The following is a 26,364-nucleotide window of genomic DNA, read 5'->3' as shown; positions in this document are numbered from 1 at the left end:
GCCTGAAGACTGATATATATAATATGAATATAGATGAAATTTTAGGACTGACTACTTATCAAGCCCTTTAATATATTCTTTCATCTGATCAGTATTCATTGGGCCTGTATGCTTTGATATAATATTTCCTTCTTTATCAATAAAAAAGGAAGTAGGAATTGCAGAAATTCCATATTGTGCTGCAACTTTTTGATTAGAATCCAAAAGTACCTTAAAGTTATAATTATTCTGATCTATGAATGTTTTAACATCACTTAAAGGTTCACCAATATCAACTGCAAGAATAACTAAATCGCTATTTTTTGTCTCCTGATAAAGCTTTTCAATTTCAGGCATTTCAGCTTTGCAAGGAGGGCACCAAGTTGCCCAGAAATTTAAAAATACTTTTTTTCCTCTAAGATCGTTTAGAGAAAGTTCATTACCATTTAAATCCTTTAATTTGAAGTCTGTAGCTTTCATTATAATAGAATCTTGATTTATTCCAACTAGCTCTGCAGTAGGTTTATTGCTGCTAGAATTAGTGTTACTCTTATTTGAACTGCTCTGAGTATCTTTAGTATCGTAGTTACTTGGCGATTTTGTTTTGTTATAGTTATTTACAGTATAAATAGCACCACCTACCATTAAGACAATGGTTAATGAAAATAGTATTTTCTTCATAATCATATCTCTCCTTCTTCTAAAAGTTAAAAAAGTTAAAGTAACGGCTTAAAGCATTCATTTTATTAGTAAAAATCATGATACCCATTATTATCATTAAAATACCACTTAATATAGAAACTGTAGGAAGATATTTAGAAAACTTTTTAAATTGTTTTGAGAAGCTTCCTATAGCAAGAGCTGTTAGTATAAATGGAACCGCAAGTCCAAGAGAATATATAACAAGAAGTAAAATACCTTTACTTAGAGTTTCCATACTGGTTGCATATATGAGAATAGAGGACAATATAGGTCCAATACATGGTGTCCAGCCTGCTGCAAAAGCCATACCCATAAGGACAGAACTAAACTTACCATGAATGCTATCAAAGGATATAAATCTTTTTTCATGATAAAAAAGTCTAATCTTAAATATCCCTGTAGTATGTAATCCAAATATAACTATTAGTATTCCTCCAAGTTTTTTAAAAATTATTTGGTGAGAGATAAGTAATTTACCTATAGAAGTTATAGATGCTCCCATAAAGACGAAGATAATAGAAAATCCTAGTACGAATCCAAAAGATCTGTACAAAGTAATAACCTTTGACCTACGGTCATTTAAGTTCTCAATGGAAGAACCTGTTAGATAACTTACATAAGCTGGAATCAGCGGCAGAACGCAAGGTGATAAAAATGAAAGAAGTCCAGCTGAAAAAGCTAAGAATACAGATATATTGGTCAAGGATAAATCCACCTCCGATAGAAATAGTTACAATAAGCAGAGTTGTTTTCTGAAAAAATTAATAATTAAATTTTCTCAGTATATGCTAAATAATATTATACAAGAAAAATGTGAAGAATTTATGTATAATATTAGATTATTAGAAAAAAATACTGTAAGAAAGGAGCAGAATCAAATGGATAAGGATATAAAGGATTTATTATTAAACATTCAGTCAGAAGTAAGACAAATCAATAATAGACTTGATCAAGTAGAAAGAATTGCATCTAATGGAGATTATGCTTATAGGGATAAAGATATAAATTCTAAGGAGTATAAAAATATGCATTAGGGTAAAATATCTAGCTTTACGTTAAATAATAGCTTACAGATTTATAGAACTTTATGTGGTTAAAACTTAATAAAGAAACAAGAAGCCTCTTCGTGTTTGATAAATTTTATGGAAAAGTATAACACAAGAAGGCTTTTTCAATTTCAAATTATTTCATAAGTTGTTATTGAAATAATTTAAATTATAACTTATAATTAAGACACACCCCTAGGGGGAGGGTGATGCGAATAAATAAATGTATACAGCATTTAAAAAATCTAAAAGGATAAATAGGTGACAATTATTATTTTAAGTTAGATATCATTTATTTAGATACAGAATCAATATTCATAATATCTTCATATCTTTCTGATAAAATATATATGAATAGTAAATAATAGATTTACTTTGTAAAATTATCAAGGATTAAAAAGTTTATAAAAAAATCCTATTAAATATAGCCATACAGTACGTATAAGAAATGAGGGGAAGAAAATGTCGAGCAGAACACTAAAAATAGAAGGAATGACCTGTGCCGCTTGTGCAAAGGCAGTTGAAAGAGCATCAAAAAAACTAGATGGTGTGACGGAAGCAAATGTAAATCTTGCTACTGAAAAACTAACTGTAAACTTTGATGAGTCAAAGCTGAAACTTTCAGATATACAACTTGCTGTTGAAAAGGCAGGCTATAAAGCTTTAGTTGAAGCTACAACCAAGACTTTAAAGATAGAAGGGATGACCTGTGCCGCTTGTGCTAAAGCAGTTGAAAGAGTATCAAAAAAACTAGACGGGGTACTGGAGGCAAATGTAAACCTTGCTACAGAAAAGCTAAGTATAAGTTTTGATGCTTCAAAGGTTGGTATTCCGGATATAAGGAAAGCAATAGAGAAGGCTGGTTATAAAGCTTTAGCTGAAGCTTCTACTAAAACACTGAAAATAGAAGGAATGACCTGCGCAGCTTGTGCAAAGGCTGTTGAAAGAGTATCTAAAAAGTTAGAGGGAGTATTAGAGGCTAATGTAAATTTAGCTACAGAAATACTAAGCGTAAGATTTGAGCCTTCTAAGGTTAAAGTACTGGATATAAAAAAAGCAATAGAAAAGGCAGGATATAAAGCTATAGAAGAAGATACTTCTGTAGATGTAGATAAGGAAAAAAAAGAAAAGGAAATAAAAGCACTATGGAATAGATTTTTAATATCTGCTATATTTGCAGTTCCACTACTTATAATAGCTATGGCACCTATGGTTGGTGAGAAATTTGGTTACATGCCTCCAGCTGCTATAGATCCAATGGTGCACCCGGAAGTATTTTCTGTAATACAGCTAGTGCTTGTATTACCTATAATGATAGCAGGAAAAAAATATTTCTCTGTAGGCTTTAAGTCATTGTTCAGAAGAAGTCCTAATATGGATTCACTTATAGCTATAGGTTCTTCTGCTGCATTTATATACAGTGTTTTTGCAGTTTATCAAATTCTCTTAGGAAATACGGATTATCATTTGTATTTTGAATCTGCAGGAACAATACTTGCCCTTATTACACTAGGTAAGTATCTGGAATCTGTTGCTAAGGGAAAAACCTCAGAAGCAATAAAGAAGCTAATGGGGCTTTCACCTAAAACTGCAGTGGTAATTAGAGAAGATGGAGAAGTAGAAATACCTATAGATGAAGTTGAGGTCGGAGACATAATTTTGGTGAAGCCCGGTGAAAAAATTCCTGTAGATGGTCAGGTTACAGAAGGAATGTCTTCTGTAGATGAATCCATGCTTACAGGAGAAAGTATACCTGTAGAAAAAAATGCTGGAGACTCTGTTATTGGTGCAAGCATAAACAAAAATGGTTCCTTTAAATACAGAGCTACTAGGGTGGGAAAGGATACGGCTTTATCTCAAATCATAAGGCTAGTGGAAGAAGCACAAGGATCTAAGGCACCAATTGCAAAATTAGCGGATGTTATATCTGGATACTTTGTACCTGTGGTAATAACTTTAGCTACAATAGGAGCTTTAGCTTGGTATATATATGGGGAAACTGGAGTGTTCTCACTTACAATATTTATTTCCGTATTAGTAATTGCTTGCCCTTGTGCCCTAGGATTGGCAACACCAACAGCCATTATGGTGGGAACAGGTAAAGGTGCTGAATATGGAGTACTTATAAAAAGCGGAAGTGCACTAGAAACATCTCATAAAATTCAAACTGTAGTTTTTGACAAAACCGGAACTATAACTGAGGGTAAACCTAAGGTTACGGATATAGTTACTATTAGTGGTATAGATGAAAAGTATTTGTTGCAATTAGCTGCTACTGCTGAAAAGGGATCAGAACATCCCCTTGGAGAAGCAATAGTTAAAGAGGCTGAAAATAGACAAATTGAATTTAAAAAATCAGATTTATTTAAAGCTATACCAGGACATGGTATAGAGGTGACCATAGACAAAAATAGAATTTTATTAGGAAATAGAAAGCTTATGGTTGATAGTAATGTTTCCTTAGAAGATTTAGAAGAAAGAGCACAGACTCTGGCAGCAGAAGGAAAAACTCCTATGTATATAGCTATTGAGGGAACACTTGCAGGTATAATTGCAGTGGCAGATACTGTTAAAGAACACAGCAAAAGAGCTATTGAAAAGCTTCATGAATTAGGAATTGAAGTGGCCATGATAACAGGAGATAACAAGAAAACCGCAGAGGCTATAGCTAAACAGGTAGGTATAGATAGAATACTGGCAGAAGTGTTACCTCAGGACAAGGCAAATGAGGTTAAAAAACTTCAGAGTGAGAATAAAAAGGTTGCTATGGTTGGAGATGGTATAAATGATGCTCCAGCACTAGCACAAGCGGATATAGGTATAGCGATAGGCTCTGGTACAGATGTAGCTATGGAATCTGCAGATATAGTTCTGATGAGAAGTGATTTAATGGATGTAGTTACAGCTATAGATTTAAGTAAGAAGACAATAAGGAATATAAAACAAAATCTATTCTGGGCCTTTGGATACAACATATTAGGTATTCCAGTAGCTATGGGAATACTGCACATATTCGGAGGACCACTTTTGAATCCTATGATAGCAGCACTTGCTATGAGTTTAAGTTCTGTATCAGTTTTAACTAATGCCTTAAGATTAAAAGGATATAAGCCTTTCATATAAGTTTATCCGATGACTACCCGCTCTAATACTCCCATCTTCTCCAAAGTGTATGTTGCGAGCGGCTACGTCCCTGGATTCGTTCAACTAAGAATCAGGTGGAGTTGAAACTCCATCTGATTCAAGTTTCACTTCATAAAATTAATCTATGAAGATTGTGTAAAAAAGAACGTGAAACTTTGACTTTGGTAAGGTATTCCTTCCATGCCTGACATAAGTCAAAGTTTCACGTCTTTATATAAAATTTTACTTTATATCACATATTATTGTTATCTTCATAAAATCTACATATAATTTTTGTATAATGTACTACATATATTTAAATTTTCAATAATTGCTAGAGTTAAGGAGAGATAACATTGAATAGAAGATTAAAAGAGCTATTAATGGTATTAGCACTTACGGTAACAGTTAATAGTGTAGTTTTTGCACAGCCGGCATCAAATACCAACAGTTCATATTCAAAGGTTCAGGAACTAGAAAGAAACATAGAAAACTTGGACAACCAGATAGAAGGAGTAATGACTAAAATTGCTGATAACAAAAATCAAATATTAGTGAAAGAAAAAAGTATTAAAAGTTCAGAAACTGAACTAAAAACTGCTGAAGGTGATATGAAAAAACAAAAGGAACTATTTAACAGCAGGATGAGAGCACTTTACATAAATGGTTCAAGTGGATATTTAGATATGCTGCTAAGTTCTAAGGGACTTGGAGACTTTATGTCAAGAGTTGATATGGTTAGCAGAATCATAAGCTTTGATAATAAAATCATTTCAGATTACAAGATAAAACAAAGGGATATTGCAGATAAATTAGACAAGTTAAAAGCAGAAAATCAAAAACTATTAGCATTAAAAACTGAAAATGAGAATAAACTAAGTGAACTTAATAAAAGTAAAAATGACCAAAAAAAATTAATAGATCAAGCTAAGCAGCAGCAAAGACAATATGCAGCAGCTGAACAATCAGCAGTAAGTGCAGCTGTAAATCAAGTTGCCAGTATAAGGAGTGAGGCACCTAAGATAACGTTATCTAGAGGAAGCTCACCTGTGACCAGTAATAATGTTGTTGCATATGCTTCGAATTTTTTAGGAACACCTTATTTATGGGGGGAACTTCGCCGAGCACAGGATTTGATTGCTCAGGTTTTACTCAGTACATATATAAACACTTTGGGATTTCTATAGGAAGAACTACTTATGACCAAATAAACGATGGTGTAGCTGTATCAAGAGATCAATTAGAACCAGGAGATTTAGTTTTCTACGGAAAAGGTGGTAATCCAACTCATATGGGGATATATATAGGAAATGGTGCCTATATACACTCTCCTCGTACAGGAGATGTAATTAAGATTTCACCTGCTGATAGAGGTGATTATATAACAGCCCGAAGAGTTAAATAGCATTTAGCTTAAACACAAACATATAGATTGTATAATAACAGACATTTTAAAAATCAAGTTTTTCTCCATATTTTCACCACATTTATAACTTATAATTAACTCAAAGAACAGATTAAATTTGTTAAAAAAATTAAATATGCTAGGAGGAAATTGATATGTTTTGTGGATTTGGAGGTCCAGGTATTGCAGCAGGTACTGGTTTTGGATTTAGTCCGTGGATGTATATGATGATGGGCATTAGAATGTTAATATTCATAGGTTTAATAATACTGGGAGTTAGGTTTTTAAAAAATTATACTATGAATTCGAACAGTGCTTTAAAAATACTTGATGAGAAATTTGCTAAAGGAGAAATTAGTGAAGAAGAATATATTAATAGAAGAACTGTTATTGTGCAAAAGAGATAATATAAGACATACTGATAGATGAAAAAATTGATTACAGACCCTCTAGCTTTAATTGCTAGAGGGTTGATTTATATTCAAATCTATAATACAAAGTCTTCTTTATATATTGGGTAGAATATTTATATAGAGTATAATTACATAAAGGAAGATATTGTGAGAAAAGAGGTAGCAATTATGAATGATGCAAAGACAATATTGGTAGTTGACGATGAATCTAAGATTGTCGAGGTAGTAGAAGCTTATTTAAAAAAGGAAGGATTTAAAGTGCTAACAGCGGCAGATGGTGAAAAGGCATTAGCAGTATTTAAGGATCAAATAGTTCATTTAATAATTTTGGACTTAATGCTGCCAAGAATATCAGGAGAAGAGGTTTGTAATAAAATAAGGGCAACATCAGATATTCCTATAATTATGTTAACAGCAAAGTCTGAAGAAGATCAAAAAATTGAAGGCTTAGCAATTGGAGCAGATGATTATTTAACTAAGCCTTTTAGTGCCCGTGAACTAGTAGGAAGAGTTAGGGCTTTAATTCGAAGGGCGTATAAAGATTCCAGTCCGCTTGCTGATTATTTGATTTTTAATGATGGAGATTTAGAAGTAGATATAAAAAAGATGAAGGTTAAAAAACGTGGTCAATATATAAATTTAACTGCTAATGAATTTAAGATATTGTTAGCACTTTTAGTAAACCCAGGTCAAGTGTTTTCAAGGGAGCAACTAGTTGAAAAGGCTTTTGGAATAGGTTATGAAGGCTTTGACAGAACTGTTGATAGTCATATAAAAAATATAAGACAAAAGATAGAAAATAACCATAAAGAACCTAGATATATTATTACTGTTTACGGTATGGGGTATAAGTTTGTAGATTAAAAGTAGGAATAATGATTTGAAATATTATAGGTTTATTAATGAATGAGGTGGACTAAATGAAAATGTCCTTAATGAAAAAGTTATCTATAAGCTTTCTTCTCACCGTAATAGGAGCGATATTAATAGCAAGTTTTGTTTCAAATTACATGGTGATAAGAAAGTTTAATAATTATTTAGTAGATGAGCATAAAGAGAAAGTAAATAAAATTATAGTTACTGCTCAAGATTTATATAATGATACAACAGGATTTTCGAATTTTAATAAAGACGAACTATTACGATATGCTGTATTAGAAGAACTTTATATACAAGTGAAAGATGCGAATGGAAATGTTGTGTTTGATTCAGGTAATTCTCATCTTCAGCATAAAAATATGATGGAAACAATGATGGGAAATATGATGAAAAATGGCATGGGTAAACATTTTAATATGAGCCTAGAAGAATATATGGAAGAGACACATTCTTTGGTAAAAGATAAAAAAAATATTGGGACAATAGTGGTTGGATATTTTGGAACTTCATATTTAAACCAAGGTGCACTGACTTTTAAAATGACATTAAATCATTCCTTTATACTTTCAGGTTTTATAGCATTAGTATTTGGACTAGGAGTAAGCTTTATTTTAGCTAAACAGCTTATGAATCCATTAGTTAAAATAACTAAAACAGCTAATGAAATGAGGGAAGGGAATTTAGCCGTTCGGTCAGAGGTTAAAAGCAAAACTAAAGAAATAGAAGAGTTATCTGCTTCAATAAATTATTTAGCAGAAACTCTGGAAAATCAAGAAATGCTCAGAAAAAGATTGACTTCTGATATGGCACACGAAATTAGAACACCGCTTACAACACTGAAAACTCATGTAGAAGCATTATTAGATGGGATATGGGAACCAACAGAAGAAAGATTTCAGAGTTTTTATGATGAGATAGAAAGACTAACAGACTTAGTGGATAACCTTCGTAATTTAGCAAAGTTAGAGCAGGCAGACTTAAAATTAAATAAGACAAAGTTTAACTTATCAGGTGAATTAGAAAAAATTATATTAAGTTTTGAGCCCCTTTATTCAAAAAATAATCATATTATTACCTCTAATATTGATGAAAATGTATGGGTACAGATGGATAAAGATAAGCTGAAACAGATAATGCATAATTTATTATCAAATGGTTATAAATACTTAAAATCACAGGGAAAAGTATTAGTAGAACTTAAAAAAGAAAAAGAAGGTATTTGTATTAAAGTCAAAGACAATGGAATAGGAATTCCGGAGAAAGATTTACCTTATATCTTTGAAAGATTTTATAGAACGGATTTGTCTAGGGATAAAAGTACTGGGGGTTCAGGGATAGGGCTAACTATCACTAAAAGCTTAGTGGAATCTCATGGGGGAAAAATAAGCGTAGAAAGTAAGGAAGGAGAAGGGAGCACATTTATCTTAGAATTTCCTAAAGGTATAATTTGTGAAAATGAGTAATTGTAATATTAGGATAATATGATATTTATCAATATACTGTAATAGCAAAAATTAAACGTACTTAACAATAGATTAAAAAAATTTGTTAAATAAGTTAAAACCCATATTTAGATTTTATAACTAAATACGGGTTTTAGCTTAAAAGATTCACAATAGCATCTATTTTTTAACTCCATAATGGATAGAAGCTATTCCACCAGTTAAGGATAAATACTCAGTTCTTATAAAACCAGTATCATCAAATAAAAACTTCAACTTTTCTTTCGGCATAAAGTTTTTTACAGAATCCCTAAGATATGCATAAGCACTTTTGTCTTTAGTGCCTATATAACCGATAGTGGGTAGAATAAAAGTTAAATATGCTGAATGAAGCTCTTTAAGAATAGGAAGTTCTGGATTAGATAGCTCAAGACAAACTAATTTTCCTTCAGGTTTTAAAACTCTATAAATTTCTGATAGTGCCCTATTTTTATCCTTAATATTTCTAAGACCAAAGGCGATTGTTACACAGTGAAAACTGTTATCTTCGAAGGGCAGCTGTATAATATCGCCTTTAATTAGTTTGTATTTATAATCTCCTATACTATGGTTAAGTCGTTTATAGCCAACATTAATCATTTCCTGATTGAAATCTAGTCCTATAACTTCAGCATTTTTACCTACTTTCCTGCAGGCATAGTCGATCATCTGACCTGTGCCGCAGCATAAATCTAAGACTTTATCGTTGACTTTCAAATCACACACCCGTATAGCTTTTTTTCTCCAGAGCTTATCTATATTAAAAGTTAAAATTGAATTCAACTTATCATACTTTTCTGCGATAGAGGAGAAAATATTTTGAACATCTATGGTATTATTCGCCATGCGTAGTATACCCCCTTTTTATAACTAAATGTATTTAATAACTACCGATGCATAACTAAAGAAGTTACATTAGTGGAAATAAGACAAATATTGTTAAATCCCAAATGGCATGAGAGATAATCACGGGAATGAGGCTCTTCTCTTTTTTATAAAGCCATCCCCAAAATAATCCACATACAAAAGCAGCTATAATTAGCATAAAGTTGGCTGTAACAATATGGACAGCTGTATATAACAATACGGAAAATAAATATCCTTTGTTCTCTCCAAATTTCTTATTTAAAGTATTTTGTATATATCCTCTCCAATATATTTCTTCACCTGGGCCAATTACAAAAAATAGTAACAATCCTATTAGTGTTAGATTAGCATTTGATTTATTACTATAAACTGATGCAATTTGAGCATCTTTAAAGGGAAACAGATATCCCGATATAATGTTTCCTACGAAAAATACTCCATATAAAGCTACAGCTGAGGTTATTCCAATAAAAATATGCCTCGGTTTTATTTTTCCAAATAGAAAGATATCTCTGTCAGCAAGGAATGCCATTAATATTAATAATAATATTGATTGACTCATTTGTATCCAAAAGTTAAAAGGCTTTACAACAAACATTAAGTACCATAAGATTGCTGCTGCAAATAGAGTAAAGGTTAAATATTTATAGTTTTTATTATTCAAGATAAAACCTCCTTTAATTTTATTTCATAGAAGAAAATAATATTGAAATAATAAGGATAACTCCAAATTGTCCTTGTAGTTTCGCTGTTTCTTGATCAAGTGTTGCCAGTTCAGAATTAGATCCATTAGATATATGCAATTTGTTTATGTTTTTCAACGCTGTTGGCAATGTAATTAAACAAAGTAGGCTCCACATAGGGGTAACTCTGAAATAAGTCATAGCTAAAACAGAAATATAGGATAAAGAAATTAAACCATAATAGATATAGTAGGAGCTCGTTTTTCCAACCATTATAGATAAGGTTTTTATTCCAGCTTTTTTATCATGATATATATCCCTAATATCATTTGCATGCAAAATTGCTGTAGTTAAAAGTCCAACTGGAATAGATAACAGAAGCACATTTGTACTAACTCTCTGAAGTTGAACAAAATATCCACCGAGCATCATTAAGGGCCCAAAGATTATAAATATTAAAGGAGCACCTAGACCTCTATACTTTAGCATAAGTGGCTTTCCAGTATAGAAATAACCGCTTAAAGCCCCGATAGTCCCTAGAATTAAAACAAAAGGTCCTTTTTTAAAAGCCAAAAATAATCCCAGCATACACCCTAAAGTTAAAACTAAGCGTCCTCCTTTAGATAGCTCTTCAGGAGTTAATAAATTTTCAAAAATAATACCACTAGAAGATCCAGATTCCTTTGTATCAACTTTATTTATAAAATCATCATAGTCATTAAGCATATTTGATGAAGCTTGCAAAAGTACAGCAGCTAATAAGGAAAGTAGATAGTACATTAATTGAAATTCTGATTCTTTTGTAGCAAATATAGCACCTATTGTAACTGGAATTATGGAAGCAGTTAAAGAAAAAGGTCTTGTAGCTCTCAACCATATTTTAAATTTATCTTTCATTTTTATCCTCCTAAATATATTTGTTATTATTAATCATGTAGTGATTTTAAAAAGCAGCAGATTTAAATTTTTGCTTTATATATACTATAAATTAAGAATGTGAAGATTTTATAAAGATTCTTAGAGGCAAGCTTTAGGTTTTGTTTAAATTAGGAGGTTGCTATAAGTTTTGTATGATTCAATCTATATATAATCTTTAAGTACCTGAACTTCACTAAATTTTAAAATTACTTAATCTTCATCTTTTCTTCACATGAAGTTTATATAATAGAGCGCAAGTAATGGAAATTGATTCTAGATAATAATTTATATAAAAATTGAAGGAGTTGTTGTTTAGTTGCATACTTTAGTTTGTGTGAAGCAAGTACCGGATACTACAGAAATTAAAATAGATCCGAAAACAAATACCCTAGACAGATCAAGTGCACCTACAATTATTAATCCTTACGATGCACATGCTGTAGAGGAAGCTGTAAAAATTAAAAATAAGTTTGGAGGTAAGGTTTCTATTATTTCAATGGGACCGTCACAAGCAGAAGAAGTTATAAAAAAGTGTATTGAAATGGGAGCTGATGAAGGTTATCTTCTTTCAGATAAAGCCTTTGCAGGTTCTGATACTCTAGCAACAAGTTATATACTTGCAATGGGAATAAAAAAAATTATGGAAAAGGAGCCTATCGACTTAGTGTTTTGTGGAAAGCAGGCTATAGATGGAGATACAGCTCAGGTTGGGCCGGGTATCGCTTCTAGGCTTGGAATACCGCAATTAACCTATGTGGAAAAAATAAAAGATTTAAATTTAAAAAGTAATACTGTAGTAATACACAGAAAAATTGATAATGGCTATGAAGTAGTTGAGTCAAAGCTTCCATGTTTAATTACAGTAGAAAAGGATATAAATGATTTAAGTTATTCTCCGCTGCCAAATATGATTAGGGCAGCACGTTATAAATCAACAGTTTGGGAAATTAGTGATTTTCAAGCAGATATGAGTCAGTTAGGACTTAAAGGTTCTCCAACTTCAGTTCGACGTATATTTCCGCCACCTCAAAGGCCTGGCGGGGAGTTGTTAGAGGGTGATGTTGATCATATGGTGAAGTTACTTACTTATAAGTTGAAAGGAGATATAGTTAGATGGCAGTTATAATTGCAGATTCCTGTAATGGATGTGAATTGTGTATTCCCAGTTGTCCCTTTGATGCTTTAGAGATTAGTGGGGAAGGTAAACTAGTAGCTAGTAAAGAAAAATGTATTGAATGCGGTAAATGTGTATCTGTGTGCCCGATTTCTTCATTGAATATTTTAGGTGATAAAAAGAAAGCTAAAGGTAACTTAGGGAAAGAAACTAATAAAAACCATATGGATTTAAAGATAGAAAAGCCTACTGGAGATGTATGGGTTTTTGCGGAACAATTTGAGGGGAAACTTGCATCTGTTACTCTTGAACTTATTGGTGAAGCAAAAAAAGTGTCTTTAAAGTTAGATGTAAAAGTATGTGCAGTTTTATTAGGTGATAAAGTCGAATCTATAATACTGGAACTTTTTGCACATGGTGCAGATACTGTATATGTTATAGATGATGAAGTATTTCACTTTTATAGATCAGAAACTTATAATAGGGCTTTCTGTTATTTAATAGATAAGTATAAACCAGAAATATTATTAATGGGAGCAACAACCACTGGAAGGGACTTAGCTGGAGCCGTTGCAACTGCAATGAAAACTGGACTTACAGCGGACTGTACACAGCTAGATATTGATTTAGATAAGGGAGTGTTACTTGCCAGTCGTCCAGCCTTTGGGGGAAACATAATGGCCACTATAGTATGTGAAAAACATCGTCCTCAAATGGCTACTGTTCGTCCACGAGTTATGCAGATGCCAGAACCTGAGGTGAATAAAACAGGCTCTATAATTAGAGAGTCTTTTAAAATTGAAGAAAAATCTCTTAGAACTTGGGTGCTAGAGATTATTAAGGAACAATCAGAAAATGCTAAACTTGAGGATGCTAAAATCATAGTTTGTGGTGGAAGAGGAGTGCAGAATCAGGAAGGATTTAAACTACTGGAAGAGTTAGCAAAGGTTATTGGTGGGGTAGTCGCAGGAAGTCGTGGTGCTGTGGAGAAAGGTCTAGTAGATTATAAACGTCAAGTTGGACAGACCGGTCAAACTGTATCCCCAAAGCTATACTTTGCTATAGGAATTTCTGGTGAAATACAACATACCGTTGGAGTACAGGGAGCGGAAACCATAGTTTCTATAAATACAGATCCAGAATGTGAAATGATGAAGTTGGCTACTTATGGAATCCAGGGAGATGTTTTTGAAGTATTACCTAAATTAATTATTAGTTTTAAGGAAGCTCTTGGAGATATTTCAAGTGCAAAACCTGAAGATTTGTGTGCAATTACGAAGGAGGTTTAAGAATTGGGTGAAAAATTTGATGTTATTGTTGTAGGCGCTGGAGTTTCGGGGCTTGCAGCAGCGTATGTAATGGCAAAAGAAGGTCTTAATGTTATTGTTATTGAAAAAGGTAAATATCCTGGCTCAAAAAATGTTATGGGTGGGGTATTATACCGTCACATGATGGATGAGATTATTCCAGATTTTTGGAAGGAAGCACCTCTTGAACGTCCTATTATTGAGCAAAACTTTTGGTTATTAGGCAAAGAATCTGTAGCAAAGACAGGTTATAGAGGAATGGAATGGTCAAAACCTCCTTATAATAACTTTACAGTCTTTAGAGGCAAGTTTGATCAGTGGTTTTCAAAAAAGTGTATAGAGGCTGGGGCATTGATTGTCAATGAGACTGTTGTAAAGGAGTGTATTGTAGAAAGCAATAAAGTTGTTGGAGTTAGAACAGATAGACCAGATGGAGACCTTTATGCTGATGTGGTTGTTCTTGCAGATGGTGTTAACTCATTATTAGCCAAAAGTCTTGGTTTTCATAAAGAATGGCGTAAGGATCAGGTAGCCCTTGCAGTTATGGAGGAATTAAAGCTGCCTTCAGATAAAATTGAAGATAGATTCAATTTGGACAAAGGTATGGGAGCAACTATAGAAATGTTCGGTGATGGGACCTTAGGAATGGTAGGTACAGCCTTTATCTATACAAATAAAGAACATATATCTATTGGATGTGGAGCTTTGCTTTCACAAATGATCGAGAGAAATGTTAAGCCCTATGAATTATTAGAGTATATCAAGCAGAATCCTGTTATTAAGCCTTTAATTGCAGGAAGTGAGGCAAGTGAGTATTATGCACACTTAATTCCGGAAGGAGGGTATAACAGTATACCTAAATTAGTAGGAGATGGAGTACTGGTAATTGGTGATGCAGCACAGCTTGTTAATGGTATTCATAGAGAAGGATCAAATTTAGGAATGACCTCTGGACGTTTTGCTGCTGAGACTATTATACAGGCTAAGAAACTAGGTAAATTCAATGAGCAAACACTTTCACATTATCAGGAACTGCTTAAAGAAAGTTATGTTATTGATGATCTAAAAAAATATAAGAATGCATCTAAAACTATGGAAGAAAATCCACAGTTCTTTAATCATTATATACCAGCAGTAAACAAGGTAATGAGTGAAATGTTTACTGTAGATGGAGTATCGAAAGGAGAAAAGCAAAAGTTAGCTATTAAACACATGGCTGGTGGAAAATCTTTATTAAGTATGGGTATGGATGGATTTAAAATATGGAGGGCGATGAAATAATGGAAGATACAAAAGTAAAAGTTAATATTGACGATAAGCTGTATTTAAATACTTACAATGTAGACACGCTTCCTCACCTAGCTATAAAGGATCAGAAGATATGTGAGACATGTAAGGAAAAGACCTGTACTTTCATTTGCCCAGCCCGTGTTTATGAATGGAAGGATGGACATGTTACTGTTGGCTATGAAGGTTGTCTTGAGTGTGGGGCATGCAGAATAGCTTGTTCTCACGATAACATTGACTGGAACTTCACAAGGGGAGGTTTTGGCATACAGTTCAGGTTGGCATAAGAGAATTATGAGTTACATAAAAATAAAAAATCTGAGATGTGATAAATGCATTTCAGATTTTTTAAAGTTATAGTTTACTAATAGCTAGTAAAGTCCGCTGCACTTAGTACATATAATAATAAAAGATACACATTAATATTCATTAAAGTGCAATATTAAGTATAAAGGTGGATGTTTATGGATTTAAGTAACTCATATTTAAATAAGCCAAATCTAAAAACTCTTAGTCTTGATACTGAAAACCAGGAAACACCAATTCACTTTATAACAGATGGAATAACTCCTACAAAATACTTTTATAGAAGAAATCATTTCTCCTACCCAAACCTAAACCAGCAATCTTTACTATTGCCAGTATACGGTGAAGTAAATACACCTCTCACATTTCCCTATTGCTATTTAAGGTCTATGCCAGGCAGGTCCATTGTCTCAGTTCTTGAGTGCTCTGGAAATAAAAGAGCCTATTTTAATCCTAAAACCTATGGAGACCAATGGCAAGATGGAGCAATAAGTCAAGGGATATGGAAAGGAGTCTCTTTAAGTAACCTATTAAATTTAACTGGTATAAAGAATACTGCTAAGGAGGTTTTATTTATTGGTCAGGACCAAGGAACTAGAACTGATTTGGATGGTATCTTTAACTATGCGAAGAGTCTTCCAATAGAAAAAGCACTTCATGAAGATACAATTATTGCGTATGAATTAAATAAAAGTATAATCCCTTACGAACATGGGTTTCCCCTAAGACTTGTTGTTCCTGAATGGTATGGAATGGCTTCAGTTAAATGGCTGAAGGAAATACAGGTAATTGATTATAAGTTTGAAGGACCTTTCCAAACTATTGATTACGTGTATTACCCTAATAAATATAATGATAAAGGTGCTGTACCAGTAACTACTATTAAAATTAATTCAATCATTAAACAGCCACTAAATTATTCCCTATTAGATACAAAAACTCACGAAATATTTGGTATTGCCTGGACAGGATCTGGTACTATTACTGATGTAGAACTCAGTTTTGATAATGGATCAACCTGGAAGAAAACAAATTTATATGGAAAGAGCAGTCAATCTTATGGATGGTCTAATTGGAGATACTTATGGGAGGTCAAAGATAAAGGAGAATATACTATTATGTGCAGAGCTAAAGGTTCAGCTGGAAACATACAATCATTAGAAGCTATATGGAATAGAAAAGGGTATGGATATAATGCTGTATATACTATTCACGTAAAAGTAGAATAGTGTGATAGAGGCATAGGAATGAGACTGGGACTATACTTTGCGATATTTAAAACCCCAGAGATATCCGGGGTTAAATTATTACTGGAAGATTTTAATGTAAAATCATATAAATGATTAAGGTATCTTATTTTTATATCTCCCTAATCCATGCTCATCATTTCATGATCAATAGACAGTATTTTGTTAATCATTACTTGCGCAGGATAGGTAATATATGATATATCGCCGAGAATAAAGCCATGCATAAATGGAGGACGAGGCATATCTTTCGGAGGTATAGGTTTTACTGATTTAATATATTCTTCAACTACAGATGGCACCATGTTATTTCCAGTTAAAAGAAGAGGGGTATGCTTGCCTATATGAGCAAAGGATACTCCAGCTATAGTATCCACCGGATGATCTAGCTCTCCGAAGGTAAAGTAATTAGGACTAATGTTCAGAATAAAACCTCTCCATAGTAAGATAGGTTTTGTTCTGCATAATATATTTATTTAGGATTTTAATAATGTATCAATGTTAATTTTTAAAAAGGTATCAACTAAGTTACTACCTATAGCTTATGCCATTAGGTGTTTTGTGTACTGAAACTGTTGATATCACTTTGTTGCTGGTATTATCAATTACACTGACAGTATCCTCACCCATATTAGCCACGTAAGCGTACTTACTATCTTTAGATATACGGAAACCGTGAGGGACATTACCAGTAGAAATTTTACCAGCTAAAGCATAACTTTTTGTGTCAATTACAGATACATTGTTGTCTTCGCTGTTTGTTACCAAAACATATTTACCATCAGATGTAAATACTATATGAGCAGGGTGATTGCCCACACCTACACTTTTAATAAGTTTATTGGTTTCAACATCGTAAAATAGTGCAGATCCATTCATACTCATAGAACCATGCTCAGTTTTGCCTTCTTCCATCATAGCGGCTGAGGTTGAAGCTACTATTTTACCATCCGGTGAAACTTGAACATTATGCGGAGCACCATCTACTTTAATGGTTTCTAATACTTTGTTTGTTGCCACATCTATTTTGGATATGCTTCCACCTTCATTCGCAGTATAGTAATAGGAAGATTTTTGCTCTATCTTAGTTGCATTAGGAGATTGTTCATTTTGTTTAGTGGTTTCATTTTTAGCTGTATACCACAACCAGCTAAAACTAAAGTAAAAGCCGTTAGAACCCCTATGACTTTGAAATATTTAGATTTAAACATTAGAATCATCCTTTCCTTAAGTTAATAAATCTCTCCATAAATTATTGTAATTAATTCATATTAAGGAATTCTGAATAATTTACATTATTTACCGAAAAATATACTAAGGTTGCATTTATAATTCAACACTTAGTATAAATAAAGTTAATTGTTTTTATTCTATGTTGCATAGTAACTTTATATATCAACAGAGAAAATGCTGCTAGAAAAATATTTTCTGGCAGCATCTAGACTACATACGCATTGACATTGGAAGCATGAATAGTACTATGTTTATAATACCTAATATTAGTATTAAAGCTCCATAAACTATTGAAGTTCCTAGGGACTTACTGTTCTTACCACCGTAATTACTCTTAGCAAGTCTATATGCAGTGTATATTGAACCTAAAGTTCCAAGGACAATTAAAAGGTACTGAAGAGCTTGTATTGTTGGGGTATCTAAAATAGCTGTTGAACCATGCATCTCCATACCGAATAATTCCACGAAAGTAAATAATATTGATTTACCTTCTGCTAGTAAGTGGAATAAGTTGTGGGCTATATGAGCAGCCATATCTAGTGGAATGATTGCGTATCCAAACTTGGCGAAGTTTTGTTTAACAGAATCCCCATTAAACTTCTTAGCAATCAATCCTGTTGCCGATAACATTAATATAGGAATTAGCATTGCAATAATAAATGTTATAGTGAAGGTTACATAGTAGCTATCTGTACCAGTAGCCTTTTCAAGCCAATTCAATATTGGTTCCCATATGTTAAGCATGGTGATATTCTGTACAAATACTATACCCATAATTACAACAGCAAGGAAAGATTCCTCCAGCTTAGGTTTACGGATAAACCATAATTCTCTAGTAGGTACACGTCTTGATATCTTAATAGAATTATTTGGACAACTCTTTACACAGTTTCCACAGAAGTTACACTCGGCATTGGTATCCATTGTTCTTGGAAACTCGAACATAGGACATCCTTCTACTTTACCATTTCCCTTATAACAGGCAGCAACATTACATTTATCACATTTTTCAGGAGTGGCTCTAAGTTCCATCATACCTGATCTAGTATAGTTACCAGATACTCCGCCTAAGAAACAGAGATATCTACACCAAGTTCTGCGTTCAAACACGGCTCCAGAAAATATTACTGCAAGAGTCATCATTAATAATAATGTTCCTGAACCTCTAGGTGACTCAACGACACCCCAAATATGATCACTCCAAGTTATTGCAATAAACATTGCATCTATAATCCAGATTCCATATTTTCTTAATAACTTAGGTACAGGACGATTATTACCAACAAATTTCTGAACTACGTCGTTAAGAAGTCCAAAAGGACATATTGCACACCAAAATCTGCCTAAAAGGAAGAATATAATTGGCAGCAAAGGCCACCATAATACCCAAGTAGCTGCTGTACCAAAGTTATCATGGGCACTAGTAGAACCAAATAAAAGTTCATAAACTATAAAAGCAAATACTACTGCCACTGGCCACTGAAAAATACCAGGATACCATTTACTTTTTATAAAGCCTGCAAATTTTTTGTTATCTAAAAGATTTTTATCCTCTGATGAATATGTTTTTTCCTCATCAACTGAAGTTTTCTTTTTTTCTGCCATAAACATTACCTCACTTTCTAGGATTTTACGGCTTTTTTATTCTTTTTTGATATTGCTGCAGTTACTATAATTAAGGCAGTTGCTCCTAAAAAACCACCAATAACAAGCCAGTTTGGACCACCACTTATTACGTCAACATCAAAGTCAGCCATTTTTTCCGTATTGTTTACTGCAAAGCTTGTTTTAACTTTCCAATGACCTTTATCACTAAACTTTACTGTTCCAACATATTCTCCATCTTCATGACCTTTTTTTAAGTCAATTACTTCAGGCTTGGCTTCTTTCATATTGTGGCTACTCATATCGCCATCGGATTCCATTTCAGCAACAACTTTAACGTTAGCATCAGTTACAGGTTTATCCTTATCATCGTATAGTTTTACTGTTAATTCATTTTCACCGGTTTTAGCGGTATCTCCTGGGAGAATAAGTGTCGCAGTAACTCCATCAACTTTTTGCTCTATCTTTTTTCCACTGCCGTCAGCTAATACCGATGTAGATAAAGTTAGAACCAGAGCTGAAATAATTGATAATTTTTTGATTGATTTGTTTTTCATTTTGAATACCTTCTTTCACTAAAGTTTTAAGTTTTTGTCATTTAGAATTAGTAGCAACAAACTTATGTCGCTGTTTTTATACTAGAATTTTTATTGAAAAGCTTACTTAACTTAGGCAGGATAAATCTATCAAGACCAAATAAATAAGCATTTGCTCCAGCAGCCATTAGTAGAATTGCTACAGTATATAAATTTGGATTTGTACTAGTTGTGCCAGCGAACATATAATTTAAGTTCATAAAGGCGCCACCAAGTAAACCAACAATTGTTAGAGCACCAAGAATTAAGGAAATTCCTACTAATACTTCACCATAAGCTACTAAATAGCTAAAAACTGTTGCATTAGGTAAGGCAACGCTCTCAACGAAGTTAGCATACCAACCCTGAACCAAAGGGTGATCTCCAGTTGCCTTAGCTAGTGCCCCCTTTAAGAAGCCTGTAACAGCTACACCAGCTTTATCACCTACCCAAACTGGGCTCGATATTTTTTCCATGCCCGCTGACAGCCATTGGTAACCAAGCCAAATTCTAAGGACTATCCATAAAGCAGCAAATCTTTTATCGCGGAAAATTTTCATCTTTATACTCACTCCTATCTTCTAACTAGAAATTTTATTTATTTAGGACTATAGTTAATTTACATTCTATTATTCATATATTAGAATAATGTGATATTTATTAATATACTGTAATAGAAAAAATTAAACATACTTAACATATAGACTAACAAAATATTATTTGTAAACGGAAGTTAAACACATGCTTACTATAATGCATTTACTGTCTTAGGGTTATAAAAATCTAAAACATAGTCTACTAGAATAATTAAGTTTTTCTTATATACTGTATCTTTTAAATTGTCAATAGAGGATTTAGCAGCAGATGCAAACTGAAAACCTTCTTCAATAGTTACAGTTTTCATTGCAGTAGAATCTTCATCTATATAATCATCTAATATTTGATATGCCATTCCTAGGTTTTCACCGTATTTAGAAAGCATGTTAGATTCCTCTTCACTGGCACCAACTATTAGGCTTCCAAGTCTACAACAAGCACTCATAAAAGCTGCTGTCTTTCCCTCAATTATTTTAAAGTATGTTTCTCGATCCGGAGAAGCATTGTTAGCATTTAATATTTCTGCTATACACATTGATTCGGTAACTCTGCCTATTGCTTGAGAGAACTCTCTAGGCAAAACATCTGAGAAAATAGTGAAAGCTCTTGAATACAAAGCGTCACCGGCTAGAACTGCTATCTTATTTCCAAAGGCTTTATTTAAGGTCTTTTGCCCGCGCCTCATTAGGTCGCCATCTATGATATCATCATGAATTAAACTGGCACTATGAATAAGTTCTAAACCTGCTGCTAGCTTAACTAACTTATCTTTTATAGATGGAGTAAGTTCATTATTTATAGCTCCTGCAGATAAAAAGGTTAAGGTAGGTCTTAACTTTTTCCCTGGAATTGAAAAAAAGTAAGTAAAAATATTTTCAGTAGTAGTATAATCTAATTTTGCTGCAATGACTTTTAATTCTAAATCAAGTTCAGTAAGTTCTTTTTTTATTGGAATTGAAATTTCATCAAATCTCATTTTTTCACCACCTATAGATTATAATAAAGACGTTTATATAATTGATTTCTTATACCTTAACTACAATTGTTATTATAAAGACTTGCTGTGAAGAAAATATGAAGAAATAAATCCTACGAGGAAAATAATTTTTACAATGTTAATCATTACCTGAAATATATCTCTTTTACTAACTGATTTAATAATATTAGACAGGCTATTTTTAAGGAGAGAACTCTTTATTATTTTGAGTCTCTCCTTAAAAACAGTTTTATTATTTCAAGCTTAAATTATTTCCTTGTCACTAACCTTTGATTCTTTACTATCGCAGCAACTTCCCTTTTTAGCACTCATCATCATTACTACCATAAAGACCATCATTATTGGACATAAAAATGGTGCTATTTTCCCAACTGCATTAGCAGCATTAGGACTTAGCTTTGCTATTAATGGCAATAATCCCATAATAACAATTGGTAATCCACAGCAGATAATCATATGCAGCATATGCTTTAATGGACTATGACCATGCTTTTTTTGTTTTTCTTTGTTATCTCCATGACAATTCATACTTATCCCTCCAAAATTAGTTCTTAGGTTTATAAAATAATTGTATTTTATTTGATTTAAGTTTTACTTTACTTGAATTATACATTGCACATATAAAGAAGTTATGAAGAAATAGAAAATCTAAAAATTTTTATAATTATATAAACAATATTAAGGGTATAAAGTTAAGTATTTAGAGCAAAATAAAATTTGTAAATATAGATATAAAAGATTTTAAGGAGGATTTAATTATGAATGCAACTTTAATGGCTCCTAATATGCAGTATCAATCTTGTATTGATGCTTGTAATAAATGTGCGCAGCTATGTAACGAATGTTTTAGAATGTGTCTAGTAGAACCAGATGTGAAGGCAAGAGAACATTGTATAGTTGATTTAGTTGAATGTGCAGAAATTTGCATGACAGCTGCATCATCAATGACTAAAAGAAGCTATCACGTAGACCGTATTTGCAATTTATGTGCAACAATTTGTGAAGAATGTGCAAGCGAATGTGGTAAGTTTAACGATGATCATACTAGAGCATGTGCAGATGCATGCCATCAATGTGCTGATGAATGTAGAAAAATGGATAATATGGTGTAAAAATAGTGAATTATAAAAAGGAGTAAATTCTTCAGAATTTACTCCTTTTCTGGTTCTGGTGATTTTTTCTTTCTTGAAGTTAAACTGAATCTTTGTATATTAGGATAGTCACAACTTCCAGATTCGTTTGGGCCTAATTCTAATCTTCTTAATGTTGAGTTATCTTCAAGTACTAAATCTTCTTTATTTTTTTTTGTCATCTATGTGTTCCTCCTAAATTATTTTTACATGTGATTTACTATGTCATAATCAAACCTATATCAATTACACAATATGTAAGCAAACACAGTTAGTAATAGAATAATATTACTAGCTGCGTTTATTAATTTACATACCAGTCATTTTTCTACATTCATTTGCACACATGCGGCACACATCTGCACATTTTTGACAGTGTTCATCTTTAAACATACTGCACTCTTTTGCACAAGCATCACAAATAGTTGCACAAGATTTACAATGTTCTTTTGCAAATTGTCCATTCATAGACATAAATGCTGCAGACATTTCACACATTTTTGCACATTCAACAAGAATTTTTACACAACTTCTTCTTGCATTTAAATCAGGTTCATTGATACATGCATCAAAACACTCATAACATGCCTGTGAACATTTGCTGCATGCGTCAATACATGATTGATAATTATTTGTTTTACATGATTCATTGTATGTAAAAGAGTGATGTTTATGTATGGAGTATTATGGTAAAACAGCATGTAATACAATAATAAAAGGTGTTGGGGTGTATATTCTATCAATAATTCTAGCCAGATTAATAGGGAGAAAACTTATATTTCAAATGACATTTTTTGACTTTGTCATAGTAGCAAATGCAATTGTTGGTCAGCAATTTACCTCAATGTCTGTTACAACTGCCGTTATAGTATTAGCAATATTAACAATTCTAATAGGGTATTTACATATTAAAAGTTTTACAGCAAGGAAGTTAATAAATTTAGAACCAGTAACTTTAGTTCAAAACGGAACTATTTTGGAAGAAAATATGAAGACTATTAGGCTAACAATTAATTTATGGGTATTTTAACGGTATAAGACCATCGCGTAAACTTGGAAAGTAAACTATAATAAACAGAGAAGTAGTATGGCTAATAAATGGGATATATCCTAAATATAGAGTTATAGCTGAGTTTAGAAAAGATAATATAGATGCACTAAATAGGGTATTTGAATATTTTGTTGATTTTTGCATAAAGCTTGGCTTATATGTCAAAGAACTTATAGCTGTTGACGGAACAGAAATTGAAGCATCAGCATCTAAGAGGAAGGATGCTACGTCGGCGTTATCAAGTTCTATGCATGTAAAAGATCTTTAGAACAATGTGAAGAAAATTGTGCCCCAACCTTAGGAGATAATAAGCAATGAAAATTTTACCATATGTTATTCGATGGGTTTTTATATTGTTAGTAACTTGGGCTGGTGTGCGCTTACTTAATCGGGAACAAATCTATTGCAAATATGACAACCTAGGACTTGTAGCTGTTATGCCAATTACTTTTTAATATTGATAGTCGTTAATTTTTGAAATTTATTTTCGACAAAATCTATAATACTATCGTTTAAAGAGAAAGTCAAAAAAGATGATTTCTTGTCAATGAAGAAATCATCTTTTAAAACTAAAATGTTAAACTTTTCCAGCAGGTTCTCTAGTTTCTCTTGGATTTGTAAAGCTAGGTGCTGTAGGTGAAGGATCAGCAAAATATCTTCCTGGAGTAGATAAGTCAAAATAAAGTTTTGAATCTGGTGTGACACCAAAATCTTTATTTGATCCTCTATCTTGCACTCTATTTAAAGCTTCTCTGAAAAGAGCATTATGTGCTTCTTCTCGATTTAGAAGAAAATCTATTGTTTCTTTAACATATTTATCATTAATTTGGCGATATAAGTACTCATACACAACCTTTGCTCTTTGTTCCGCAGCTATATTTGAAAGTAAATCTGCAGCAATGTCACCGGTGACATTGACGTAATCAGCTGTCCATGGATGACCTGATGAATTCACTAGACCTGGTGCTAATCCAGTTAATGTATGAGTTTCGATTTCACCGGCTACAGTCTTATTAAAGTCTACTTGGTGACCATTTAGGAGATTTATTGTTTGTGCAACCATTTCCATGTGGCTTAATTCTTCTGCTCCAATATCAAGAAATAAGTCATGTATTTCAGGATCCTTTATCCTAAAACTTTGAGAAATATATTGAAGTGCTGCTTTTAGCTCACCGTTTGGTCCGCCAAGTTGTTCCTGCATAAGTATAGCATACTGAGGATTTGGTTTTTCTACCTTTACCTCTCTTAATAGTTGTTTTTCATGTTTGAACATTATATTTACCTCCGTAGTACAGTTATTTAATTGAAATATATAGTTTAGTATTAGTAAACGTATATATTATTATTCAATGTTTAATCTCCTGTAATTATGGATAGATAATATAACTAGATTGTTAAATCACTTATCTTAAATTTTTCCAATTGTATATATGTACTGTAAGTCTATTTACTATACTTTTTAAATAAGTCATCAAGTGCTTCTCTTAGAAGGAATGCTTCCGTTCTATCGGTTGCCTTGGAAAGCCTAGAAAGTCTATCTAGTTGGGTTTTGGTAAAATAATTAGATTTTAAAACCATGCTTTCTGCTTCAGAAAGGCATATTCTATTTTTTCCCAATTCTTTTGCTCTAAACAGGGCACTATCTGCTACTCTAAAAAGTTCAACTACGTTTTTAGCGTCTCTTGGATAGCTTGCTACTCCAAAGCTTAAAGTGAAATAAATACTTTCTGCTTTACTTTCATCACCTAGAATAAAAGTGTTATCAGACAAATACCTTCTTATTTCCTCTAATTCCATGAAACTTCTTTCAGCACCCTTTTTAACAAGCAATATATTAAATTCATCGCCATTTCTACATACAATGTCCGTTGAAGATAAGTTGTTTTTTAATATTGAAACAAGCTTTTTTATAACTTCATCGCCAATAGAATCACCATGTAAATTATTCAAGATGTTAAAATCATCAATATCGGCAACTACTATGCTAAAGGGTCCTTCATTATTTGATATTAACTCTTCCATTTTTAATACTAACTCTTTTTTTGAAGCAAGTTTCTCATCCATAGGTAACCTCCATAAAATAAAATTATTAAGTTTTTATTCTCCTGAACCTATAATTTATAATGTTAACATCAAAATATATATACGTCAATATATGTATGTATGTATGTTAACTCTCATATATATATATTGACATATATATGTTAAAGTGATATGTTTATATATACAAGCAATATACATTAAAAAATAATAAAGTTTAAAGACGCTGAATCAATTTGAGCGGGAGAACCAATTTTTGGGGTGAATCTTGTTTTTATAAACAAGTAGGGTTAATTTCTTCGACCCGAATCCGTCAGCTAATCTCGTAAGCGTTGAAGGGAGGTTTCTTGGTATGCTTAACAATACTTTTTTTGGTATG

The 26,364-nt window shown here is 32.5% G+C and carries 30 protein-coding genes and 1 riboswitch; of the genes, 14 read left to right on the top strand and 16 right to left on the bottom strand.

All coding sequences use genetic code 11. The features are described from left to right. Positions 1–51 precede the first annotated feature (51 nt). Both CLMAG_RS15455 and CLMAG_RS15450 read right to left on the bottom strand, forming a co-directional pair. Positions 52–660, bottom strand: coding sequence for a TlpA family protein disulfide reductase (locus CLMAG_RS15455; protein WP_082831952.1), 609 nt, complete (start codon positions 658–660; stop codon positions 52–54). A 19-nt stretch (positions 661–679) separates the two neighbouring features. Beyond that, on the bottom strand, positions 680–1,384 hold the full coding sequence (locus tag CLMAG_RS15450) for a cytochrome c biogenesis CcdA family protein (RefSeq protein ID WP_066624253.1): 705 nt from the start codon (positions 1,382–1,384) through the stop codon (positions 680–682). 82 nt (positions 1,385–1,466) lie between these two features. On the opposite strand from CLMAG_RS15450, the gene CLMAG_RS15445 reads away from it, so the two are divergent. From CLMAG_RS15445 to CLMAG_RS15420, 7 genes are all read left to right on the top strand, one after another. Further along, positions 1,467–1,715, top strand: coding sequence for a hypothetical protein (locus CLMAG_RS15445; RefSeq protein WP_153040993.1), 249 nt, complete (start codon positions 1,467–1,469; stop codon positions 1,713–1,715). Between the two features lie 474 nt (positions 1,716–2,189). Continuing rightward, positions 2,190–4,850: a heavy metal translocating P-type ATPase gene (locus CLMAG_RS15440; RefSeq protein ID WP_073392983.1), complete on the top strand. Its 2,661-nt coding sequence runs from the start codon at positions 2,190–2,192 to the stop codon at positions 4,848–4,850. A 356-nt stretch (positions 4,851–5,206) separates the two neighbouring features. Then, positions 5,207–6,037, top strand: a complete 831-nt coding sequence (locus CLMAG_RS15435) for a coiled-coil domain-containing protein (protein ID WP_242873045.1) — start codon at positions 5,207–5,209, stop codon at positions 6,035–6,037. Then, on the top strand, positions 5,956–6,255 hold the full coding sequence (locus CLMAG_RS33765; RefSeq protein ID WP_242873044.1) for a C40 family peptidase: 300 nt from the start codon (positions 5,956–5,958) through the stop codon (positions 6,253–6,255). The genes CLMAG_RS15435 and CLMAG_RS33765 overlap by 82 nt, the downstream gene beginning before the upstream one ends. A gap of 155 nt (positions 6,256–6,410) precedes the next feature. Then, positions 6,411–6,662, top strand: coding sequence for an SHOCT domain-containing protein (locus CLMAG_RS15430; RefSeq protein ID WP_066624234.1), 252 nt, complete (start codon positions 6,411–6,413; stop codon positions 6,660–6,662). Positions 6,663–6,836: 174 nt separating this feature from the next. Further along, positions 6,837–7,532, top strand: a complete 696-nt coding sequence (locus tag CLMAG_RS15425; RefSeq protein WP_066624232.1) for a response regulator transcription factor — start codon at positions 6,837–6,839, stop codon at positions 7,530–7,532. A gap of 56 nt (positions 7,533–7,588) precedes the next feature. Beyond that, positions 7,589–9,010 (top strand): sensor histidine kinase, encoded by a 1,422-nt coding sequence (locus CLMAG_RS15420; RefSeq protein ID WP_066624231.1) that lies wholly within the window; start codon positions 7,589–7,591, stop codon positions 9,008–9,010. Positions 9,011–9,169: 159 nt separating this feature from the next. Here CLMAG_RS15420 and ubiE read toward each other — a convergent pair whose 3' ends face one another. The 3 genes from ubiE to menA all read right to left on the bottom strand — a co-directional run bounded on the left by ubiE (position 9,170) and on the right by menA (position 11,475). Then, positions 9,170–9,874 (bottom strand): bifunctional demethylmenaquinone methyltransferase/2-methoxy-6-polyprenyl-1,4-benzoquinol methylase UbiE, encoded by a 705-nt coding sequence (gene ubiE / locus CLMAG_RS15415; RefSeq protein WP_066624228.1) that lies wholly within the window; start codon positions 9,872–9,874, stop codon positions 9,170–9,172. Positions 9,875–9,938: 64 nt separating this feature from the next. Next, positions 9,939–10,559 carry a CPBP family intramembrane glutamic endopeptidase gene (locus CLMAG_RS15410; RefSeq protein ID WP_066624226.1) on the bottom strand — a complete coding sequence of 207 codons (621 nt, stop codon included), beginning with the start codon at positions 10,557–10,559 and terminating at the stop codon, positions 9,939–9,941. 19 nt (positions 10,560–10,578) lie between these two features. After that, positions 10,579–11,475, bottom strand: a complete 897-nt coding sequence (gene menA / locus CLMAG_RS15405; RefSeq protein WP_066624224.1) for a 1,4-dihydroxy-2-naphthoate octaprenyltransferase — start codon at positions 11,473–11,475, stop codon at positions 10,579–10,581. Positions 11,476–11,812: 337 nt separating this feature from the next. On the opposite strand from menA, the gene CLMAG_RS15400 reads away from it, so the two are divergent. From CLMAG_RS15400 to CLMAG_RS15380, 5 genes are all read left to right on the top strand, one after another. Then, the gene (locus tag CLMAG_RS15400) at positions 11,813–12,622 is read left to right on the top strand and encodes an electron transfer flavoprotein subunit beta/FixA family protein (protein ID WP_066624221.1); all 810 of its coding nucleotides are present in this window, start codon (positions 11,813–11,815) and stop codon (positions 12,620–12,622) included. After that, positions 12,610–13,899 (top strand): FAD-binding protein, encoded by a 1,290-nt coding sequence (locus tag CLMAG_RS15395; protein WP_066624217.1) that lies wholly within the window; start codon positions 12,610–12,612, stop codon positions 13,897–13,899. The genes CLMAG_RS15400 and CLMAG_RS15395 overlap by 13 nt, the downstream gene beginning before the upstream one ends. Before the next feature lie 3 nt (positions 13,900–13,902). After that, positions 13,903–15,198 (top strand): FAD-dependent oxidoreductase, encoded by a 1,296-nt coding sequence (locus CLMAG_RS15390; RefSeq protein ID WP_066624214.1) that lies wholly within the window; start codon positions 13,903–13,905, stop codon positions 15,196–15,198. Continuing rightward, a complete protein-coding gene (locus CLMAG_RS15385) occupies positions 15,198–15,491 on the top strand; it encodes a ferredoxin family protein (RefSeq protein ID WP_066624211.1) in 294 nt (97 codons plus the stop codon). The genes CLMAG_RS15390 and CLMAG_RS15385 overlap by 1 nt, the downstream gene beginning before the upstream one ends. A gap of 177 nt (positions 15,492–15,668) precedes the next feature. Beyond that, positions 15,669–16,739, top strand: coding sequence for a sulfite oxidase (locus CLMAG_RS15380; protein ID WP_066624204.1), 1,071 nt, complete (start codon positions 15,669–15,671; stop codon positions 16,737–16,739). 140 nt (positions 16,740–16,879) lie between these two features. Here the strand turns inward: CLMAG_RS15380 and CLMAG_RS15375 are convergent, their stop codons facing one another. From CLMAG_RS15375 to CLMAG_RS15345, 7 genes are all read right to left on the bottom strand, one after another. Continuing rightward, positions 16,880–17,134, bottom strand: coding sequence for a hypothetical protein (locus CLMAG_RS15375; RefSeq protein WP_066624201.1), 255 nt, complete (start codon positions 17,132–17,134; stop codon positions 16,880–16,882). Positions 17,135–17,288: 154 nt separating this feature from the next. Beyond that, positions 17,289–17,903: a YncE family protein gene (locus CLMAG_RS15370; protein WP_066624198.1), complete on the bottom strand. Its 615-nt coding sequence runs from the start codon at positions 17,901–17,903 to the stop codon at positions 17,289–17,291. A gap of 297 nt (positions 17,904–18,200) precedes the next feature. Further along, entirely contained in the window at positions 18,201–19,595 is a 1,395-nt protein-coding gene (locus tag CLMAG_RS15365; RefSeq protein WP_066624189.1) for a 4Fe-4S binding protein, read from the bottom strand. Between the two features lie 17 nt (positions 19,596–19,612). After that, a complete protein-coding gene (locus CLMAG_RS15360) occupies positions 19,613–20,152 on the bottom strand; it encodes a FixH family protein (protein ID WP_066624187.1) in 540 nt (179 codons plus the stop codon). 62 nt (positions 20,153–20,214) lie between these two features. Next, positions 20,215–20,730, bottom strand: coding sequence for a TQO small subunit DoxD (locus CLMAG_RS15355; RefSeq protein WP_066624185.1), 516 nt, complete (start codon positions 20,728–20,730; stop codon positions 20,215–20,217). Positions 20,731–20,918: 188 nt separating this feature from the next. Further along, entirely contained in the window at positions 20,919–21,743 is an 825-nt protein-coding gene (locus tag CLMAG_RS15350; RefSeq protein ID WP_066624179.1) for a polyprenyl synthetase family protein, read from the bottom strand. Positions 21,744–22,007: 264 nt separating this feature from the next. Continuing rightward, positions 22,008–22,292, bottom strand: a complete 285-nt coding sequence (locus tag CLMAG_RS15345) for a hypothetical protein (protein ID WP_066624176.1) — start codon at positions 22,290–22,292, stop codon at positions 22,008–22,010. Between the two features lie 230 nt (positions 22,293–22,522). On the opposite strand from CLMAG_RS15345, the gene CLMAG_RS15340 reads away from it, so the two are divergent. Then, on the top strand, positions 22,523–22,876 hold the full coding sequence (locus tag CLMAG_RS15340) for a four-helix bundle copper-binding protein (protein WP_066624173.1): 354 nt from the start codon (positions 22,523–22,525) through the stop codon (positions 22,874–22,876). 38 nt (positions 22,877–22,914) lie between these two features. Here CLMAG_RS15340 and CLMAG_RS32485 read toward each other — a convergent pair whose 3' ends face one another. After that, entirely contained in the window at positions 22,915–23,076 is a 162-nt protein-coding gene (locus tag CLMAG_RS32485) for a hypothetical protein (RefSeq protein WP_161486981.1), read from the bottom strand. A gap of 127 nt (positions 23,077–23,203) precedes the next feature. Then, positions 23,204–23,572: a four-helix bundle copper-binding protein gene (locus CLMAG_RS15335; protein ID WP_066624170.1), complete on the bottom strand. Its 369-nt coding sequence runs from the start codon at positions 23,570–23,572 to the stop codon at positions 23,204–23,206. On the opposite strand from CLMAG_RS15335, the gene CLMAG_RS15330 reads away from it, so the two are divergent. Beyond that, on the top strand, positions 23,571–23,924 hold the full coding sequence (locus CLMAG_RS15330) for a DUF421 domain-containing protein (protein ID WP_066624167.1): 354 nt from the start codon (positions 23,571–23,573) through the stop codon (positions 23,922–23,924). The two genes, CLMAG_RS15335 and CLMAG_RS15330, sit on opposite strands and share 2 nt — an antisense overlap. A 598-nt stretch (positions 23,925–24,522) precedes the next feature. On the opposite strand, the gene CLMAG_RS15325 is transcribed toward CLMAG_RS15330, so the two are convergent. Together CLMAG_RS15325 and CLMAG_RS15320 are read right to left on the bottom strand one after the other, a co-directional pair. Next, entirely contained in the window at positions 24,523–25,218 is a 696-nt protein-coding gene (locus CLMAG_RS15325) for a manganese catalase family protein (protein WP_066624164.1), read from the bottom strand. A 170-nt stretch (positions 25,219–25,388) separates the two neighbouring features. Next, complete coding sequence (locus CLMAG_RS15320; RefSeq protein ID WP_066624162.1) at positions 25,389–26,009, bottom strand: GGDEF domain-containing protein; 621 nt, start codon at positions 26,007–26,009, stop codon at positions 25,389–25,391. 190 nt (positions 26,010–26,199) lie between these two features. Then, positions 26,200–26,332: riboswitch (cyclic di-AMP (ydaO/yuaA leader) on the top strand. Positions 26,333–26,364 lie beyond the last annotated feature (32 nt).

Source organism: Clostridium magnum DSM 2767 (genome assembly GCF_001623875.1).
Classification (GTDB): domain Bacteria; phylum Bacillota; class Clostridia; order Clostridiales; family Clostridiaceae; genus Clostridium_AM; species Clostridium_AM magnum.
The sequence above is the reverse complement of the archived record's forward strand: the minus strand, read 5'-3'. Positions and strand labels throughout refer to the sequence as shown.

Excerpts from the sequence above, each read along its gene's own strand:
- CLMAG_RS15340 (WP_066624173.1), top strand. The coding sequence starts at position 22,523 with ATGAATGCAACTTTAATGGCTCCTAATATGCAGTATCAATCTTGTATT.
- CLMAG_RS15350 (WP_066624179.1), bottom strand. The coding sequence starts at position 21,743 with ATGAGATTTGATGAAATTTCAATTCCAATAAAAAAAGAACTTACTGAA.
- CLMAG_RS15420 (WP_066624231.1), top strand. The coding sequence starts at position 7,589 with ATGAAAATGTCCTTAATGAAAAAGTTATCTATAAGCTTTCTTCTCACC.
- ubiE (WP_066624228.1), bottom strand. The coding sequence starts at position 9,874 with ATGGCGAATAATACCATAGATGTTCAAAATATTTTCTCCTCTATCGCA.
- CLMAG_RS15345 (WP_066624176.1), bottom strand. The coding sequence starts at position 22,292 with ATGAATTGTCATGGAGATAACAAAGAAAAACAAAAAAAGCATGGTCAT.
- CLMAG_RS15455 (WP_082831952.1), bottom strand. The coding sequence starts at position 660 with ATGAAGAAAATACTATTTTCATTAACCATTGTCTTAATGGTAGGTGGT.
- CLMAG_RS15330 (WP_066624167.1), top strand. The coding sequence starts at position 23,571 with ATGGAGTATTATGGTAAAACAGCATGTAATACAATAATAAAAGGTGTT.
- CLMAG_RS15365 (WP_066624189.1), bottom strand. The coding sequence starts at position 19,595 with ATGGCAGAAAAAAAGAAAACTTCAGTTGATGAGGAAAAAACATATTCA.
- CLMAG_RS15440 (WP_073392983.1), top strand. The coding sequence starts at position 2,190 with ATGTCGAGCAGAACACTAAAAATAGAAGGAATGACCTGTGCCGCTTGT.
- CLMAG_RS33765 (WP_242873044.1), top strand. The coding sequence starts at position 5,956 with ATGGGGGGAACTTCGCCGAGCACAGGATTTGATTGCTCAGGTTTTACT.
- CLMAG_RS15445 (WP_153040993.1), top strand. The coding sequence starts at position 1,467 with ATGCTAAATAATATTATACAAGAAAAATGTGAAGAATTTATGTATAAT.
- CLMAG_RS15380 (WP_066624204.1), top strand. The coding sequence starts at position 15,669 with ATGGATTTAAGTAACTCATATTTAAATAAGCCAAATCTAAAAACTCTT.
- CLMAG_RS15430 (WP_066624234.1), top strand. The coding sequence starts at position 6,411 with ATGTTTTGTGGATTTGGAGGTCCAGGTATTGCAGCAGGTACTGGTTTT.
- CLMAG_RS15355 (WP_066624185.1), bottom strand. The coding sequence starts at position 20,730 with ATGAAAATTTTCCGCGATAAAAGATTTGCTGCTTTATGGATAGTCCTT.
- CLMAG_RS15395 (WP_066624217.1), top strand. The coding sequence starts at position 12,610 with ATGGCAGTTATAATTGCAGATTCCTGTAATGGATGTGAATTGTGTATT.
- CLMAG_RS32485 (WP_161486981.1), bottom strand. The coding sequence starts at position 23,076 with ATGACAAAAAAAAATAAAGAAGATTTAGTACTTGAAGATAACTCAACA.
- CLMAG_RS15385 (WP_066624211.1), top strand. The coding sequence starts at position 15,198 with ATGGAAGATACAAAAGTAAAAGTTAATATTGACGATAAGCTGTATTTA.
- CLMAG_RS15425 (WP_066624232.1), top strand. The coding sequence starts at position 6,837 with ATGAATGATGCAAAGACAATATTGGTAGTTGACGATGAATCTAAGATT.
- CLMAG_RS15360 (WP_066624187.1), bottom strand. The coding sequence starts at position 20,152 with ATGAAAAACAAATCAATCAAAAAATTATCAATTATTTCAGCTCTGGTT.
- CLMAG_RS15325 (WP_066624164.1), bottom strand. The coding sequence starts at position 25,218 with ATGTTCAAACATGAAAAACAACTATTAAGAGAGGTAAAGGTAGAAAAA.
- CLMAG_RS15320 (WP_066624162.1), bottom strand. The coding sequence starts at position 26,009 with ATGGATGAGAAACTTGCTTCAAAAAAAGAGTTAGTATTAAAAATGGAA.
- menA (WP_066624224.1), bottom strand. The coding sequence starts at position 11,475 with ATGAAAGATAAATTTAAAATATGGTTGAGAGCTACAAGACCTTTTTCT.